Source organism: Haemophilus parainfluenzae (assembly GCF_014931415.1).
GTDB classification, from domain to species: domain Bacteria; phylum Pseudomonadota; class Gammaproteobacteria; order Enterobacterales; family Pasteurellaceae; genus Haemophilus_D; species Haemophilus_D parainfluenzae_AF.
In genome coordinates, this window is sequence record NZ_CP063121.1 from 910,060 (window position 1) to 926,878 (window position 16,819).

Sequence of the window (16,819 nt, forward strand, 5' to 3'; positions counted from 1 at the left end):
AAAGGAGAGAATTATGAGCGATTTTACGTCGATTTTGTTGCGATTAGCTCAAGTGCCCAAATTGGGCAGTGTGCGGATTCAACAAATTTTGGCCCATGTGAATATAGAAGAATTGTTAAATTATGATGAAGTGGCATTTCAACAAATGGGTTGGGAGGCTTTGCAGATTCGTCGTTGGTTTCAGCCAGAAATGAAATTTATTGAACCCGCTTTGAGCTGGGCAGAAAAAGAAGGCCATCATTTAATACACTGTTTTTCAGATGACTATCCTTTTTTACTCAAACAAATTAGTGGCTTTCCGCCCTTATTATTTGTGAAAGGTAATCTGATCGCACTTTCAGCACAGCAAATCGCCATGGTTGGAAGTCGTTATTGCTCCGCTTATGGGGAATATTGGGCAAAATATTTTGCGACAGAGCTTTCTCTCGCAGGATTAACGGTGACGAGTGGGTTGGCTGTAGGTATCGATGGATTTAGCCATCAGGCGGTGGTGGATATTCAAGGGCAGACCATTGCCGTATTGGGCAGCGGATTAGATCACATTTACCCCGCTAAACATCGCCGATTAGCCGAGCAAATTATCGAAAATAACGGGGCATTAGTTTCTGAATTTATCCCTACGCAAGCACCGATTGCTGAAAATTTTCCTCGTCGTAATCGCATTATTAGCGGGCTTTCATTAGGAACATTAGTCATTGAAGCCACAGAGAAAAGCGGTTCATTGATTACAGCACGCTATGCTTTAGAACAAAATCGCGATATTTTTGCCTTACCAGGGAATATTCAAAGTGAATACAGTCAAGGCTGCCATAAACTGATTAAGCAAGGGGCGATGTTGGTGGAAAATGTCAAAGATATTTTAGATAGCCTCAATCACAGCGTTGTTTTTCAGCCTCCAGTACATAATACGCAAATTAATAAGCCGATAGCTCAACCACTCACAGCAAAAACACTAGCCGTGGAACCAAGTCATCCTGAACTTTATCAACATATCAGTTATACACCAATAAGCCTTGATGATTTATCGGTTACATTGAATTTGCCGGTGGATTTGCTTTTAGTGCAGTTGTTAGATTTGGAGTTACAAGATTTAATCGTCAATGAGAATGGACTCTATAAGCGGATAGCATAAACGGGGTAGAGTAAGGAGACTATCCTGTGCTAAGATACGGCTCAGTGTTTAGAAAGGAGAACCTATGTTAGCCATTATTTCCCCGGCAAAAACCTTAGATTTTGAAAGTGCGGTCAGAAATCTTCCTGTTTCTCAACCGCACTTGACGGATTATAGTGAGCAACTGATTGAAATCTGTCGTCAATTATCTCCCCAAGATCTTTCTTCCTTAATGTCTATCAGCGATAAACTTGCGGGCTTAAATGCCGCTCGTTTTGCTGAATGGACAAAATCTCACAACGAAAAAAATTCACGCGCAGCCATTTGGGCATTCAAAGGTGATGTTTACACCGGTTTGGATGCGGATAGCTTATCTGATGAAGATGTGCAATTCGCACAACGCCATTTACGTATGCTTTCTGGCTTATATGGCTTACTTAAACCCCTTGATTTAATGCAACCTTACCGCTTGGAAATGGGCACGAAGTTAGCGAATCCAAAAGGGAAAGATCTTTATGCTTTTTGGGGTAACATCATCACTCAATCCGTGCAACAAGCGCTTGATGAGCAAGGCGATCGTATTTTGATCAATTTAGCCTCCGATGAATATTATAAATCAGTGAAAGAAAGCCAATTAGAGGCACAGATTGTTAAGCCTGTTTTCTTAGATAATAAGAATGGTAAATACAAAGTGGTCAGCTTTTATGCGAAAAAAGCCCGTGGTTTAATGTGTCGTTTTATCATTCAAAATCGTTTGGAACGTGTTGAACAACTGAAAGAGTTTGACCTAGGTGGTTATTGGTTTGATGCGACATCCTCAACTGAAAAAGAATTTGTATTTAAGCGAGATATCAATGAATAAAATCTTGGTTATATTGACCGCACTTTTACTCTCAGGTTGTGCGGCAAAAGTGAGTCAGCTTCAAACTCCTGAAAAAATTGAGTACAACGGCAAAACTTATAAACTTACTGCAAGCCAAGATTTGGATACGATTGCGCGCTATGTTTATCTTGCCGAGCCAGATACCTTAGAAAATTGGCAATCTCAAATTGAAGTGTTGCTTGATCGTGATTTATCCCGTTCTATTGAGCAACGCGTAGCATTGCGTGAGAAGGTATACCGTAATTTAGGCGTGACAGATTTCAAAATTCTTGCGAATTCAACGAATCCGAAAAAGCCCGCTACTGAGTTAAATGGTTATGTCATTTATGCTCCGACAGAACAAAATCCGTCCTGGCAAGTGGATATTGCTAAGGGCAAAAATGTGCCACGTTGTGGTTTCGTGCAATACCAATATTCCCAAAAAATGGAAATGAAAAAGTTTCAGCGCTTAAGCAAAGTAAAAATTGTGAAAAATTTACAAAAGTATCTTGTCGCAAAAGAAAGTAAAACATTACAAAAAGCGGATCTTTCTTGGAAATGTGAAAGTTATTTCAATCACTAAAATGTATAACTAGATCAAATCTCAAGTAAATTTTCAAAATTTTGCTAGAGCAGAAATTATGGATAGTGTAATCTTAGCACCAATTGTTCTTAAGAATTCAAAGTAGGTAAATATGATTAAAAAAATTGCTGTATTAACCAGTGGTGGTGATGCACCAGGTATGAATGCTGCCATCCGTGGCGTTGTTCGTGCAGCTCTTGCAGAAGGGCTTGAAGTATTTGGGATTTATGACGGTTATCAAGGCTTATATAATAATAAAATCCAACAGTTAAATCGTTATAGCGTATCGGATATAATTAACCGTGGTGGGACATTCTTAGGTTCTGCTCGTTTCCCTGAATTTAAGGATCCTGCCGTACGTGAGAAATGTGCAGAAATTTTACGTTCACATGGTATTGATGCCTTAGTTGTTATTGGTGGTGACGGTTCTTACATGGGGGCTAAATTGCTTACTGAAGAACATGGTTTCCCTTGCGTAGGTATCCCTGGCACAATTGATAACGATGTGGCTGGAACAGATTACACAATCGGTTATGAAACCGCACTACAAACAGCGGTGGATGCGATTGACCGTTTGCGTGACACTTCAAGTTCTCACCAACGTATTTCTATCGTGGAAATCATGGGTCGTCACTGTAGTGACTTAACCATTTCTGCAGGTATTGCTGGTGGTTGTGAATACATTGTGGCATCTGAAATGGAATTTAATCGTGAAGAATTAATTCGTCAAATTGAACGCAGTATTATTCGTGGAAAACGCCACGCCATCATTGCGATTACTGAGTTAATCACTGACGTGCATTCTCTCGCTCGTGAGATTGAGGCTCGCGTAGGTCATGAAACCCGTGCAACTGTATTAGGCCATATTCAACGTGGTGGTTCGCCTTGTGCCTTCGACCGTATTTTAGCTTCACGTATGGGCGTATATGCGGTAGATATATTGCTACAAGGTAAAGGTGGCTACTGTGTGGGTATTCAAAATGAAAAATTAGTTCATCACGATATTATTGATGCAATCAACAATATGCGCCGTGAATTTAAAGCAGATTGGTTAGAAATGGCTAAACGCTTAGAATAATTTTTTAAAGGTTATTTTAAACAAAATAAATCGGGCTAAAACAATGATTGTTTTAGCCCGATTTTTATATGCCTAGATTAGGCTTTTAGGTTATTTTTCTTACGTTGCAAGAAGTACACGAAAACGAGTAATAATGCACAAGCAAGAGACACAATAAACAAGCTACCAAAGAATCCATTCCAGTGGAGAGATTGAATAATCCACGCTAATGGGGCACCCGCCGCTGCCGCACCAATATAGGCGAAGAGACTAACGAAACCGGTAGAAGAACCTGAAGCATGTTTGTGGGAGTTTTCAGCTGCGGCCATGGCGATAAGGAATTGCGGACCAAAGATAAAGAATCCCATCAGGAAGAATAAGCCACACATCACAAAATAGTTATCGCTTGGGATGAACCATAATGCTAAGGAGGTTGAAATAATACCTAACACATAAATGATGTTCATTTGGGTACGGTTTCCGTTGAAGAACTTATCAGAGCCCCAGCCCGCAAAAAGTGCCCCTAAGAAACCGCCGATTTCAAAGAAAGAAACGGCTGAGTTTGCTTTAAGTAAGTCATAACCGTGGGTTTCTGTTAAATATAAGTTACCCCAGTCATTGATACCGGTACGGATGATATAAATAAAACACCAAGAAAATGCTAATGCCCAGATAATGCTGTTTTTGAACACATAAATTTTAAGAATTTCCCAGTTAGATAAACCTAAACCTTCACTTTCATGTTCTTTTTCAGCAATATCATTACGCCATTCACCGACTGTTGGAAGTCCCATAGATGTTGGGCGATCGCGTAATAAGAAACAAAGAGCAAAACCGATGACACAGGCAATAATCCCTGGCACGATCATGCCGTAACGCCATCCCCAATAAAGGGCAACGGCACCAGATAAAATTGGAATGAGTGCCCCACCTAAGTTATGTGAGGTGTTCCAAATAGCCCACCATAAACCACGTTCATTACGTGAGTACCAAGTATTCAGGATTTTTGAACATGGAGGCCAACCCCAACCTTGGAAAAAGGCATTGATCATCCAAAGGGTGATAAACATAAAGACAGATGAGCTCATACCGAATAGAATATTGACGACACCTGTCATCATTAAGCCTATCCCCATAAAGTAACGAGGGTTAGAGCGATCACCAAGTACACCCGATAAGAATTTAGATACACCGTAGGTGAGATAAAACGCAGTACCCATGATCCCGATATCAGCTTTTTGTAGCCCGAGCTCCGTCAGCATAGCAGGCATGACGAAGTTAAAACTTTTACGAGTAAAATAGAATACGGCATAGCCGATATAACTGGTAATCATCAAATGTAATCGCCAGTAACGATAAGTTTTATCGATCTCCTCTTTGCTTTTCGTAACCGGTAAATCCGGTGGTACACTGAAGATACCCATAATACTTCTCCTCTAATGATAATAAACCGTTCCAGTATATTACAAAGCCGGTTTTCAAAAGGGGACTCAGATCAAAAAATGGGGGATTTATAGGAAAAAATAGCTTGATGAATAGTTGATTTGATAATGAACGAATAAGTGCGGTCAGAAATTTTAGTTTTTTGACCGCACTTTATTAGGCTTAAGGATGGTTTGGGCGAGTTTTATGCTTTACGTTGCAAAATTAAAAAACGACAATCATAGAGATTGTCTTCATCAGCTTGACGATATTCTTCAAACTCGATGTTCCATTCAGACCAATTAATTTCAGGGAAGAAGGTATCGCCGTCAATGTCTGCTTGAATTTGTGTGAGATATAGTTTATCTGCTTTAGGTAAATATTGTTTAAATAACTCGCCGCCGCCAATCAACATAATTTCATCAAATTCTTTGACAAAATCGACCGCACTTTCAAAATTCTCTTTCCAGATGACACCTTCATATACGTAAGGCGTGCGTGAAAGGACGATATTGGTGCGTTTAGGTAATGGGCGACCGATGCTTTCAAAGGTTTTACGACCCATAATCACTGGTTTGCCCGTGGTATTTTTACGAAACCAGGCTAAATCAGCAGGTAAGTGCCAAGGCATTTGATTATCTTTTCCGATGACGTTATTTTTTGTTGTCGCAACGATCAAACTTAATGTCATATTTTCTATCCTATTTTTCTTTTTTTGCACTATATCATAGCTATTCACAAAATCTGTATATGAGGTTGGATTTTTCGTGATTTTTATTAATTTTAGTGCTAATTTAACCGCACTTTTCTATTTTTTCACTGAGGATAAACTATGTCGGCAAATCAGAAAACAATCGTCGTAAAATTTGGTACTAGCACATTAACACATGGTTCCCCAAAATTGAATGCATCCCACATGGTCGATATTGTTCGCCAGATTGCCCAACTTCATCAAGCAGGTTTTCGTGTAGTGATTGTGACATCAGGTGCGATTGCCGCTGGACGACATTATTTAAATCATCCTCAACTTCCTCCAACCATTGCGTCAAAACAGCTTTTAGCTGCTGTAGGGCAGAGTCAGCTTATTCAAGCCTGGGAAAAATTATTTGCGATTTATGATATTCATATTGGACAAATTTTATTAACTCGTGCCGATATTGAAGACCGTGAACGTTTTTTAAATGCACGCGATACATTACATGCGCTGTTGGACAATCATATTATTCCAGTGATTAATGAGAATGATGCGGTGGCAACGGCTGAGATTAAAGTAGGGGATAACGATAACTTATCAGCGCTAGTCGCGATTTTAGTGCAAGCGGAACAACTTTACTTATTAACGGATCAACAAGGCCTATATGAAAACGATCCGCGTAAAAATCCAGATGCGAAATTAATTCCTGTGGTTGAGCAAATTACCGATCATATTCGTTCTATTGCAGGCGGTAGCGGTACAAATCTTGGTACTGGCGGGATGAGTACAAAAATTATTGCAGCAGATGTGGCAACGCGTTCAGGTATTGAAACCATTATTGCGCCAGGCTGCCGACCTGATGTCATTGTTGATTTGGCTTACGATAAACCAATTGGCACGAAATTTATTGCTCATCACTCAGATCGTCTAGAAAGCCGTAAACAGTGGTTATTTGCAGCACCATCAGCAGGAATGCTGACGATTGATGAAGGTGCTGAAAATGCCATGTTAGTACAGAATAAATCGTTGCTGCCAGCAGGAATTACGGCTGTGGAAGGGCGTTTCTCACGCGGTGAAGTCGTCAAAATTAAGAATATCTCTGGTAAAGTGATTGCACTCGGTATGCCGCGTTATAACAGCGATGCGTTGGAATTAATCAAAGGAAAAAAATCCCAAGAAATTGAACAAATTCTTGGTTATGAGTATGGTGCAGTTGCATTACATCGTGATGACATGATTATGCTATAGCTTAAAATAGAAATCGGATCTCTTATATTTTCTGAACCTTCCTTTTATTTTGTCGGTCTATAAAAACATAAAAAGGGCAATAGCCCGATATTAAGTAGTAAAAGGAGACAACATGAGATTAATAGCGACCGTTTTAGCTGTTGGGCTATTAAGTGCTTGTACGCAGGGCTATTATGTAAAACATCGTAGCCCAATTTCAGTGAGCAAACACGTAAAGCGTTTAAATACGACGGTTTGTCATGATAAAGATGACTGGTATTTAGATGGTTATCGTGTAGGAAAAGATTTCCAAGCGCAAAGCCAATCTCAATTGAATAAACGAATTAACTTTTGTGGCCGACGTGTACCTGAGGAGCTGAGAACCGCATGGTTTAACGGTTTTGATGCAGGCTCAAATGGCGTTCAGATTGATATAGAGGGTTATGATGAGGATGCTCTCTTAACCTATGATTATGACGATGATGATCGTTATAGCGAAGACGACGAAGAATAAAAAAAGTGCGGTTAAAATTAACCGCACTTTTTCTTTTTAAAGGATATCGAGTAATTCAACTTCAAACACTAAGGTTGAGAATGGTGGGATAGATGCGCCCGCACCACGTTCACCGTAAGCCAGTTCGTGTGGAATAGTGAGTTTCCATTTAGAACCAACAGGCATCATTTGTAATGCTTCAACCCAACCACGAATTACGCCATTTACTGGGAATTCAGCTGGTGCACCACGAGCAACAGAACTGTCGAATACGGTACCATCTGGTAATGTACCTGTGTAGTGAACACGTACTTTATCAGTTGCAGATGGTTTGTTTCCGTTACCTTCGCTTAAAATTTCGTATTGTAAACCGCTGTCAGTGACGTTTACGCCTGCTTTTTTCGCGTTTTCTTCTAAGAATTTTTTACCTTCTTCTTCAATCGCTTTAAATTGCGCTTGTTGTGCTTCAGCCGCTTGTTCTTGAAGCGCTTGAACGGAATGCATTAAATCATTAATTTCTAATGCTGGTTGATTACGGTTTAAGGCATCGAAAATGCCTTTTGCTACCGCTTCAACAGAAATATCCATTTGGCTATCTGCTAATTGTTGACCGATTTGTAAACCGATACCGTAGCTGCCTTTTTCAGAAATACTTTCTAATTTTACTTGTTCAAAAATTTGAGCTGTCATGTTTTTTCCTTTGTTGTAAAACTATTTTTTCAATGCCAAGATTTCACCCATGCGAACAGGTTCATCAACACTTAAATGATCGGCAATTTTCACTTGGCCGGCTTGGAATAAGTTAATCACGGTAGAACCAAGTTGGAACCAACCCATTTCTTGACCCTTGCTTAATTTAACCGCATTTTCACCTTCATAAGTCCAGACTTTCACTTCGTTATGACGTGGCGGATTAATCACACCAGCCCAAACAGTACCGATACTCGCAGTGATTGTTGCGCCCACTAAGATTTGTACCATGGTACCGAATTCAGTATCAAAGACACAAATTACACGCTCATTACGCGCAAAGAGGTTCGGCACATGTTTCGCTAAAAACGGATTGACGGAGAATAAATCACCCGGTACGTAAATCATTTTGCGAAGAGTACCATCACATGGCATATGCACACGGTGATAATCACGTGGTGATAAATAAGTGGTGACGAATTCCCCATTTTTAAAGGTCTCGGTTAAATCTTTATTTTCCGCTAATAAATCATTTAAGCTGAAGAAGTGACCTTTTGCTTGTAATAGGCGGTCATCTTCAATGTGTCCACATTCACTTACACGACCATCCGCAGGGCAACAAAGTGCGGTTGGATTTTGGTTAATTGGTCGTGCATTTTCTTTTAATGGACGGATAAAGAATTCATTAAAACTGGCGTAATCACTGAAATTTTCTTTTTCAGCAATGCTCATATCAATGTTGTATTTTTTTGCAAACGCTTTAATCACAAAATGTGTCACTGCGCCCCATTTTTGTTTAGCTAACCAACCTGCTGCTTGTGTCATATAGATTTGAGGCATCACATATTGAAATGCAACTTTTAGGCGTTGCCAATAAGAAATTGGGTTCATTGATTTCTCCGATAAGATTAAAAAGTTGGGCGATTATAACAACTTATTTCACTTGTGCAATGTTAGTCGATGTTTTTGCGCAAGATGAAAGCAAGAAGCCGACATTTGCCGGCTTCTTTTTGTATTTATAAAATCATTTTGACCAATTTGTCTGCTTGAATCCGAGCAAACTTCTTCAACAGTTTTTGCACCGGTTCAGGATATTGCGTCAATTCTTCTAATTCAGAATAATCTTGCAATACTTTGGTATGTTGGCGGATATGTGATAATTCTTTTTCCGCTTGTGACAGAAGTTCTTGTTTTGGATCGTGGATTAATAATCCATTTTCCGCATCTAAACGCCATGCACGAGGATTCAGGTTGTTCCCTGTTAAAAGAATATACTGATTGTCCACCCAAATACCTTTGAGGTGATAGGTGTTATCGCCATCTTTCCATAAACGCACCGTTAAATGGCCATTTTTAATGTAAGCATCAAATTTTTCGCAGAAACGACGAAGATTACTTTCATATAAATAAGGCAATGCGCCTGCCATTTTAAATGGCTGCTCTGGTGGAATATAGAAATCGTTCGCGACTTTATCACCCACGATAATTTCGACACGTTTTCCTTGTTCTAATAAGCGGGCAAGTTTACTTCTTAGCGTGCGAGGGAAGTTGAAATAAGGCGTGCAAATCACCAATTTTTCCTGCACTTGTAAGAGTAAATCTTCGATAACTTGGTTTAATTCATTGCCCGATGCACCTAAACCAAAAAGTGGTGAAATGGTTAAAACATCGGAAAAACCAACCGCACTTTCCAACTGATATTCCGCATGGGCAGATAAGTTTTTACGATAAGCTTTTATTGCACTACGAATTTCTTTAGTGCGAGGGCGATTAGCCACATCTAATGGATGTACGGCACTGAAATCCAATAAATAATCATTGATGAAATTAACCATAGAATCCGCAAGTGCAGCATTATGGATTTTTTGATATCGGTCGTAACGGTATTTATCTTGCTGTTGTAAATACACGTTATTGATACTTGCGCCGCTATAAAGGACGGTATCATCAAACACAAAGCCTTTAATATGCAATACACCGAAGACTTCACGGGTATTAATAGGCACACCGAAGAACATATTTGGTTCATCGGGAAGTTGATAGGTTTGGCGTTGTTCACAATACCAATCAGCGTTAGTAGCAGATTTTTCTGCACCGAGTAAATTGCGTTGTCCGCGATGCCAATCCACTAAAATTTTCACATCCAATTCAGGATGATCTTGTTTTACGCGATAAATTTCATTGAGTATTTCTTGTCCCGCTTCATCTTTTTGCCAATAAAGTGCGGTCACGTAAATACGTTTTTTAGCTTGGCGAATTAATTCTATAATTTGTGCTTTGAATTCAAGCGGACTAAACAGAAACTCAACCTGTTCAGCCTGTAAAGGAAGAAAAGGCAAATTTTTTAAATTTTGTTCTGCTCGTTTAGCTTTATTGATTAACATAATCGATCTCTACACTAAAAATTAATGCTCTAGTTTACAATATTTCCTTTGTGGATTGATAGAAAAAAGGTTTTTTTTCGTTATAATGCTCACAAATTTTCGCATTTTTTGGCGAATTATTATCCAATTTTTCCTTCGAGAAGTAAATTATGAGCAATTCACGCAAACCATCATTCCAAACAAATTCCACCAAATCTTTTCAAGAGCGTAGCCCAAAACGTGCATTTAATGAAAAAGAACGTCGCTTTGATGATCGTCGCAATAATGAAAAACGTGAGGGAAATCGACCGCACTTTGATAAAAAAAAGGATGATCGTAAACCTTCTCGTGGCTTCCAACAGCAAGAAGTGAGAGAACCAAAAATTGCTGAACTTTCATTAAATAAAGCGAATGGTGAAAGTGGCTTAGTAAAAGTAACCGTGAAAAGCACTGGCGTGAGTTATAAACCGAAAGAAAAGAAAACGGGCGCATTATCACCACGAGCACCGGAGAAAATTAAAAAGAACCGCGCTGAAGAAATGAAAGTGTATGGTGAAAATGCGTGCTTAGAATTGTTTGCTGAGCGTCCGGAGAGCATTGTTCGCGTATGGGCAACGGTGCAAATGGCGCATCGAATTGGCGAGATTTTCAGTTATTTAGCCGCGAATAAAAAAGTGTATCACGTGGTGGACAGCGATGAGCTAAGCTTAGTAAGTGGCACTGAGCATCATGGTGGCATTTGTATGCTAGTGAAGAAGCAACGTACTTTCTCTTTACAAGGTTATTTAGATGTCCCGCGTCAAGAAGATTGTTTAGTGGTGCTTGATCAAGTTAATAATGCGCAAAACCTAGGTGGTGTTGTGCGTACTTGCGCTTTCTATGGCATTAAAAATGTGGTAACAAATCAAGTTGAACAGCTTTATGCACCGGCTGCGATGCGTGTGGCTGAAGGCGGAATGGAGCATATTCGTATTTTAGAAACAGAAAGTACGGAAATTGCGTTAGAGGCTTTACGTAAGGCGAGTTATCAGATTATTCATGTATCAACCAATAAACAGGGTATTGCGTTGGAACAACTCAAATTTGCAGCCAAAGTTGCATTAGTATTGAGTGAAGGCAGCACAGATGATATTCGTGAGAAAGAAGATGTGAATGTGCGTCTTTCTTTAAGTAATCCATTAAAAACCGGATTAAATATTGCGGTAAATACAGGAATTTTATTAGCACATTGGTATGTAAAATAACCTCAAGTGCGGTTATTTTTACACTTATTTTCAAGGCTGGCAGATGTCAGCCTTTTTTCTTTTTTAAAATGTGTGTCACTTAATTTTTCATCTTTCTTTCATAAAGTTTTTGGGGGAAGTTAAACAAAAGATCTATACTATTCCGAGTAGTTATTTAACAGGGAGTTTTTATGCCTGAACGTTCAGCCAATATTAGTACACATGATCCTTTCGGAAGTTTATTAGGTTATGCACCGGGTGGGATTGCGATTTATTCATCAGATTATCACACTGCTGATGAGAAAGAGTATCCGGATGATGCTGCCTTTCGCAGCTATTTAGGAAGAGAGTACATGGGCTACAAATGGCAGTGTGTAGAATTTGCTCGCCGTTATTTATATCTCAATCATGGCATGGTGTTTACTGATGTAGGAATGGCTTACGAGATCTTTTCTCTACGATTTTTACGTCAAGTGGTGAATGATGCCTTATTACCCTTACAAGCCTTTGCAAATGGTTGCAAACGTAAGCCTGAAGCAGGCGCCCTTTTAATTTGGCAAGAGGGGGGCGAATTTAAACATACGGGGCATGTGGCGATTATTACCGAAGTCTTAGAGGATAAAATCCGCATTGCTGAACAAAACGTGATTCACTCGCGCTTACCAAGCGGGCAGCAATGGACGCGTGAATTACCGATGACGGTTTCTGAAAGTGGTTATTTTCTGCATGATACCTTTGATGATACCGAAATTTTAGGTTGGATGATCCAAACGGAAGACACCGAATACAGTCTGCCACAGCCAACGCCAGAAAAAGAGAAACTTGAAATTCATGCAGAACATATTGAAAACAACGGTCAGTTTGAACATAAATGGCTGAATGAGAACAATGAATTTGAAGCTGCCTATGTGAAAGCCATGGGAGGGCATAAAGTTAGCCATTCTGACCAATATCGTTACTTTACAATGTCTGAAACAGCACAGCATGAGTTGATTCGTGCAACTAATGAATTACATTTAATGTATTTGCATGCCACAGATAAAGTTTTAAAAGACGATAAGTTATTAGAATATTTTAATATTCCAAAATTATTATGGCCTCGCTTACGTTTATCTTGGCAAAATCGCCGTTATCAAACCATTACGGGGCGTTTAGATTTCTGTATGGATAGTCGTGGATTGAAAGTGTATGAATACAACGCAGATTCAGCCTCTTGCCATGCGGAAGCCGGTGAGTTTATGAATCGATGGGCGATTCAAGGCGGATTGAATATTGGTGAAAATCCTGCTGATGGTTTACGTAATGCATTAGCGGATTGTTGGAAACACAGTGAAGCGACGCCGCTTGTTCATATTATGCAAGATCATGATGATGAAGAAGATTACCACTCATTGTTTATGCGTAATGCACTGGTTCAAGCAGGATTTCAAGCCAAAATTATTCATGGTACAGAGGGGCTACATTGGGATAGTCGTGGTCGTTTGATTGATGATGAAGATAACCAGATAAAAACGGTGTGGAAAACATGGGCTTGGGAAACCATGTTAGAGCAACTTCGTGAGGATGCGACAGGCATGGAAGTGGCTCCACCAATTCGTACGGGGTATCCTGAAGATAAAGTGCGGTTAATTGACGTGTTACTTCGTCCGGAAGTCTTAGTTTACGAGCCACTTTGGACAGCCATTCCAAGTAATAAAGCGATCTTACCTGTATTATGGTCATTATTCCCAAATCATCGTTATCTACTCGAAGCGGGATTTGAATTGACACCTGAACTGATTAAAAATGGTTACGCACAAAAACCAATTGCAGGTCGTCGAGGTGATAATGTGAAACTCATTGGTGAGTGTAAATCTGTACTCGATAGCACAGATGGTCGTTTTGATAAGCAGGAAAGTATTTATCAACAGCTTTGGTGTTTACCAAAAGTGGAAGACCAATATGTTCAGGTCTGTACTTTCACTGTTGGTGGGCATTATGGTGGTAGCTGTTTACGTTCAGACCCGAGTTTGGTCATTATGGGAAATAGCGATATGCAACCGTTAAGGGTATTATCGGATAAAGATTTCCTTAAGAAATAAAAATAAAATCGGCACTCAAAATGAGTGCCGATTTATTATTTCGCTACAAAATTATTTAGCATCTTTGTTATCAGCAGGTTTTTCATTTGCTTTTAACATATCCGCTGGAATAAAGCTTTGTTGTACTTTTTCCATGTGTGGAAGGTTATGCGCAATACCTTTGTGACAATCGATACAGGTTTTGTTTTGTTCCTGTGCAAGTGCGTGCATTTGTTGTGCCACAGTTTTTTGTTGAGTAAAGTCCATATCATTGAAGTTATGGCAGTTACGGCACTCTTGTGAGTTATTCGCTTTCATACGCGCCCATTCGCGTTCAGCCATTTCTAAACGATGTTTTTCGAATTTTTCTTTAGTATCTACTTTACCTGTAAAGTATGCATAAACTTCAGTCGATGCCTGCATTTTACGAACCATTTTTGGAATGAATTCATGTGGAACGTGACAGTCTGAACAAATTGCTTTCACACCTGAACGGTTACTAAAGTGGATTGACGCTTGGTACTCAGGTACAACGTCATTAGTATGACAGTCTGAACAGAATTGCTCTGTATTAGTTGTCGCCATTCCAGCATTAAACAGGTTAGTGCCAACGATAGTACCAATGATAGTTAATAAAATAACCCCACCAATTGCCATTTTGCTCGGAGAGCGTAACCAACGGCAAACTTTCTGAATGCTTGATTTAATCATGGTTTAGCTCCTTATTTACCTTGCATTTGACGAATAGTTTCAAATTTATTTTGAATAATTGGATTCACGTCAGTTTGTTGAACGTGGCATTGTAAACAGAAATAACGACGTGGCGAAGTGCCTTCTGTTTTTTGTCCGTCACGTGTTAAGAAATGGCTTTCAGGTACGCGAGGTGCCCCCGTTGTTGGAGCAACATCCGGAGAGTGACAGCCTAAACATTGGTTAGCATTTTTCGTCACTTGTAAACCACGAATGCTGTGTGGAACAAGTGGAGGTTGGTTAGGGAAGGTTACAGGAATATTACCAACATCTTTATAAGGATTCGTAAATGCTGGTGCAACACTTTCTGCTGTTTTATCAATGCTGTTTGCAACTTGCGGTGCATCAGCAAATGCCAATCCACTACATAAAGCCAGCATGAAAATAAATGATTTTTTCATGAAATCCACTCCATTAAATAATTAAATATTTTTAATTTTTATTTGTTTCTCAAAGCGAGAGCCAAATGTAAATACATTTTCTGCGCAAACGTCAATACAGCGTCCACAAGTAATACAATCTTTTGCCAATATAATTTGGCTATCTTCAGGTCCACCGTGTAAAGGAAGTCTTAATACTTGCGGTTCTGGGCAAACATTATAACAGTCCATACAACGGTCACAGCGATCACGATCAATTACATTAACTTTTATTAGGCTTTTACTGCCAATGACACCATAAATTGCACCAATCGGACAAAGGTGACCGCACCAACCATGTTCGGCAACAAGTAAGTCAAATAAAAAGATGACTGCAACTAACCAAAGGGTTGCACCTGTTCCAAAGACAAAGATGCGTCCAAGTGCTGCAACAGGATTTATCCACTCCCATAAGAGTGTGCCAGTCATTGCACTACCGACTAAAATCACCGCTAAAATCACATAACGAAGTTGGCGCGAAATTTTTAATGATTGTCTAATACCTAATTTTCTACGTAACCAAGCTGCAGCATCCGTTACCATATTCATTGGACAAACCCAACTACAGAAGGCTTTACTTGCAACGACTGCGTAGAATATCGCAATAATTAAGGCACCAACAATTGTCGTGATTTCAGGTAAGTAACCTGTCGCTAAACTTTCAGCGGTAATCAATGGATCTGTCAATGGCACAGTATCCAAAAGCATGCTTGAGCTGTAATTGCCTTTTAGAATCCAAACTTGCCAAATCGGGCCACTTAAGAACATTAAAATGATACTTAATTGACTGATTCGACGTAGAATTAAAAAGCGATAAGCATGCCACCAACCGAGTTTTTGGCGAGCTTCTAAGCCTGCATCTTTAGGCTTATTCGGGGTATATTTTTCAGCCATTATTTAACCCCCTTAATGTTTAAGTCCAGATTTGGGAATTGCTCTGCTTCCGGAACTGTTGTTGGATTTGGTACATAATCCATTGTTGCACGGTTTGGTGTTGCCACTTTTTGGTTCGGTTGAACTTGCATTGGCTGATAAACCGGCTCATGTGAGCCTTCCGGCATACGAGCATCCATTGCTGGACGTAAGCCATCCGGATGTTGCTCCTCAATTAAGGATTTTCCGGCGTTTTGTTTTTCTTTCCAGCCTAAGCGATAGTGGCGACCGAGTAGTCCTTTGGCGATATCCATCGGTAAGACTTTAATTGCCGCTTCTTCTAATACACAAGCTTGTTCGCATTTACCGCATCCGGTGCAAGCATCAGAGTGAACAGTTGGAATAAGCTTTGCATGAATTCCTGTACGATCATTGTGGATACGTTCAAGTGTAATCGCTTTATCTACTAATGGACAAACGCGGTAACACACATCACAACGCAACCCCTGCCAGTTAAGACAAGTTTCATGGTCTAGCAATACTGCTAACCCCATTCTCGCATCATTGATATCTTTGAGTTCTTTACTTAATGCACCACTTGGACAGGCATTCATGCATGGAATATCCGGACACATTTCGCAAGGTTTATCCCGAGCGATAAAATAAGGTGTGCCAGCCTCCATTGGTGAAATCAGCGAAGCTAAATGCAACATATCATATGGACAGGCTTGGACGCATTGTCCGCAACGGGTACAAGCTGCCAAGAAATCCTTTTCCGGTAAAGCGCCAGGTGGACGCAAGGCGATTCCTTCTTTAGCTTTAGCTTGTTGTTGCTGTAAGCCAAGAATAATACCAACCCCACATACTCCGGCAGCCGTTCTTGTCACATTTTTTAAAAACTGACGACGGTTAGGATCAAGTCTCATCTGCGTTTCCTTTTATAAGCGGTCTGATTTTGTAAAAATGTTGCAAAATTTGACCGCTCTTATTTT

Annotated in this window: 17 protein-coding genes; 8 read left to right on the top strand and 9 right to left on the bottom strand. The window is 39.8% G+C overall.

The window, feature by feature from the left end:
* Positions 1 to 13: 13 nt before the first annotated feature.
* The 4 genes from dprA to pfkA all read left to right on the top strand — a co-directional run bounded on the left by dprA (position 14) and on the right by pfkA (position 3,634).
* On the top strand, positions 14 to 1,132 hold the full coding sequence (dprA, locus tag INP93_RS04485; protein ID WP_197544194.1) for a DNA-processing protein DprA: 1,119 nt from the start codon (positions 14 to 16) through the stop codon (positions 1,130 to 1,132).
* 64 nt (positions 1,133 to 1,196) lie between these two features.
* A complete protein-coding gene (gene yaaA, locus INP93_RS04490; protein WP_049375008.1) occupies positions 1,197 to 1,973 on the top strand; it encodes a peroxide stress protein YaaA in 777 nt (258 codons plus the stop codon).
* Positions 1,966 to 2,556 carry an HI_0983 family protein gene (locus INP93_RS04495; RefSeq protein ID WP_197544195.1) on the top strand — a complete coding sequence of 197 codons (591 nt, stop codon included), beginning with the start codon at positions 1,966 to 1,968 and terminating at the stop codon, positions 2,554 to 2,556. Before yaaA ends, INP93_RS04495 begins: the two co-directional genes overlap by 8 nt.
* 112 nt (positions 2,557 to 2,668) lie before the next feature.
* Positions 2,669 to 3,634 (top strand): 6-phosphofructokinase, encoded by a 966-nt coding sequence (pfkA, locus tag INP93_RS04500; RefSeq protein ID WP_070591696.1) that lies wholly within the window; start codon positions 2,669 to 2,671, stop codon positions 3,632 to 3,634.
* A 77-nt stretch (positions 3,635 to 3,711) separates the two neighbouring features.
* Here pfkA and uhpC read toward each other — a convergent pair whose 3' ends face one another.
* Positions 3,712 to 5,037, bottom strand: coding sequence for an MFS transporter family glucose-6-phosphate receptor UhpC (uhpC, locus tag INP93_RS04505; RefSeq protein WP_197545253.1), 1,326 nt, complete (start codon positions 5,035 to 5,037; stop codon positions 3,712 to 3,714).
* 203 nt (positions 5,038 to 5,240) lie between these two features.
* On the bottom strand, positions 5,241 to 5,726 hold the full coding sequence (folA, locus tag INP93_RS04510; protein ID WP_197545254.1) for a type 3 dihydrofolate reductase: 486 nt from the start codon (positions 5,724 to 5,726) through the stop codon (positions 5,241 to 5,243).
* 141 nt (positions 5,727 to 5,867) lie between these two features.
* On the opposite strand from folA, the gene proB reads away from it, so the two are divergent.
* Together proB and INP93_RS04520 are read left to right on the top strand one after the other, a co-directional pair.
* Positions 5,868 to 6,977, top strand: a complete 1,110-nt coding sequence (gene proB, locus INP93_RS04515; protein WP_197545255.1) for a glutamate 5-kinase — start codon at positions 5,868 to 5,870, stop codon at positions 6,975 to 6,977.
* A 112-nt stretch (positions 6,978 to 7,089) separates the two neighbouring features.
* Positions 7,090 to 7,470, top strand: a complete 381-nt coding sequence (locus INP93_RS04520; protein ID WP_049363267.1) for a hypothetical protein — start codon at positions 7,090 to 7,092, stop codon at positions 7,468 to 7,470.
* A 36-nt stretch (positions 7,471 to 7,506) separates the two neighbouring features.
* Here INP93_RS04520 and bamJ read toward each other — a convergent pair whose 3' ends face one another.
* The 3 genes from bamJ to pssA all read right to left on the bottom strand — a co-directional run bounded on the left by bamJ (position 7,507) and on the right by pssA (position 10,523).
* Positions 7,507 to 8,139 carry a BamJ family beta-barrel-assembly machinery protein gene (gene bamJ / locus INP93_RS04525; RefSeq protein ID WP_197545256.1) on the bottom strand — a complete coding sequence of 211 codons (633 nt, stop codon included), beginning with the start codon at positions 8,137 to 8,139 and terminating at the stop codon, positions 7,507 to 7,509.
* Between the two features lie 21 nt (positions 8,140 to 8,160).
* The gene (gene asd / locus INP93_RS04530) at positions 8,161 to 9,030 is read right to left on the bottom strand and encodes an archaetidylserine decarboxylase (RefSeq protein WP_049363264.1); all 870 of its coding nucleotides are present in this window, start codon (positions 9,028 to 9,030) and stop codon (positions 8,161 to 8,163) included.
* Between the two features lie 125 nt (positions 9,031 to 9,155).
* Complete coding sequence (pssA, locus tag INP93_RS04535) at positions 9,156 to 10,523, bottom strand: CDP-diacylglycerol--serine O-phosphatidyltransferase (RefSeq protein ID WP_049363263.1); 1,368 nt, start codon at positions 10,521 to 10,523, stop codon at positions 9,156 to 9,158.
* Between the two features lie 149 nt (positions 10,524 to 10,672).
* Between pssA and INP93_RS04540 the strand changes: the two genes are divergently transcribed.
* Positions 10,673 to 11,746, top strand: a complete 1,074-nt coding sequence (locus tag INP93_RS04540) for a TrmH family RNA methyltransferase (protein ID WP_197545257.1) — start codon at positions 10,673 to 10,675, stop codon at positions 11,744 to 11,746.
* Between the two features lie 170 nt (positions 11,747 to 11,916).
* Complete coding sequence (gene gss / locus INP93_RS04545) at positions 11,917 to 13,806, top strand: bifunctional glutathionylspermidine amidase/synthase (RefSeq protein WP_197545258.1); 1,890 nt, start codon at positions 11,917 to 11,919, stop codon at positions 13,804 to 13,806.
* Between the two features lie 51 nt (positions 13,807 to 13,857).
* Here the strand turns inward: gss and INP93_RS04550 are convergent, their stop codons facing one another.
* The 4 genes from INP93_RS04550 to napG are packed head-to-tail and all read right to left on the bottom strand — an operon-like array spanning position 13,858 to position 16,753.
* Positions 13,858 to 14,496 (bottom strand): NapC/NirT family cytochrome c, encoded by a 639-nt coding sequence (locus INP93_RS04550; protein WP_054419210.1) that lies wholly within the window; start codon positions 14,494 to 14,496, stop codon positions 13,858 to 13,860.
* An 11-nt stretch (positions 14,497 to 14,507) separates the two neighbouring features.
* Positions 14,508 to 14,936, bottom strand: a complete 429-nt coding sequence (locus INP93_RS04555; RefSeq protein ID WP_054419212.1) for a nitrate reductase cytochrome c-type subunit — start codon at positions 14,934 to 14,936, stop codon at positions 14,508 to 14,510.
* Positions 14,937 to 14,957: 21 nt separating this feature from the next.
* The gene (gene napH / locus INP93_RS04560) at positions 14,958 to 15,848 is read right to left on the bottom strand and encodes a quinol dehydrogenase ferredoxin subunit NapH (RefSeq protein ID WP_197545259.1); all 891 of its coding nucleotides are present in this window, start codon (positions 15,846 to 15,848) and stop codon (positions 14,958 to 14,960) included.
* The gene (napG, locus tag INP93_RS04565) at positions 15,848 to 16,753 is read right to left on the bottom strand and encodes a ferredoxin-type protein NapG (protein ID WP_049384758.1); all 906 of its coding nucleotides are present in this window, start codon (positions 16,751 to 16,753) and stop codon (positions 15,848 to 15,850) included. Before napG ends, napH begins: the two co-directional genes overlap by 1 nt.
* Positions 16,754 to 16,819: the final 66 nt, after the last annotated feature.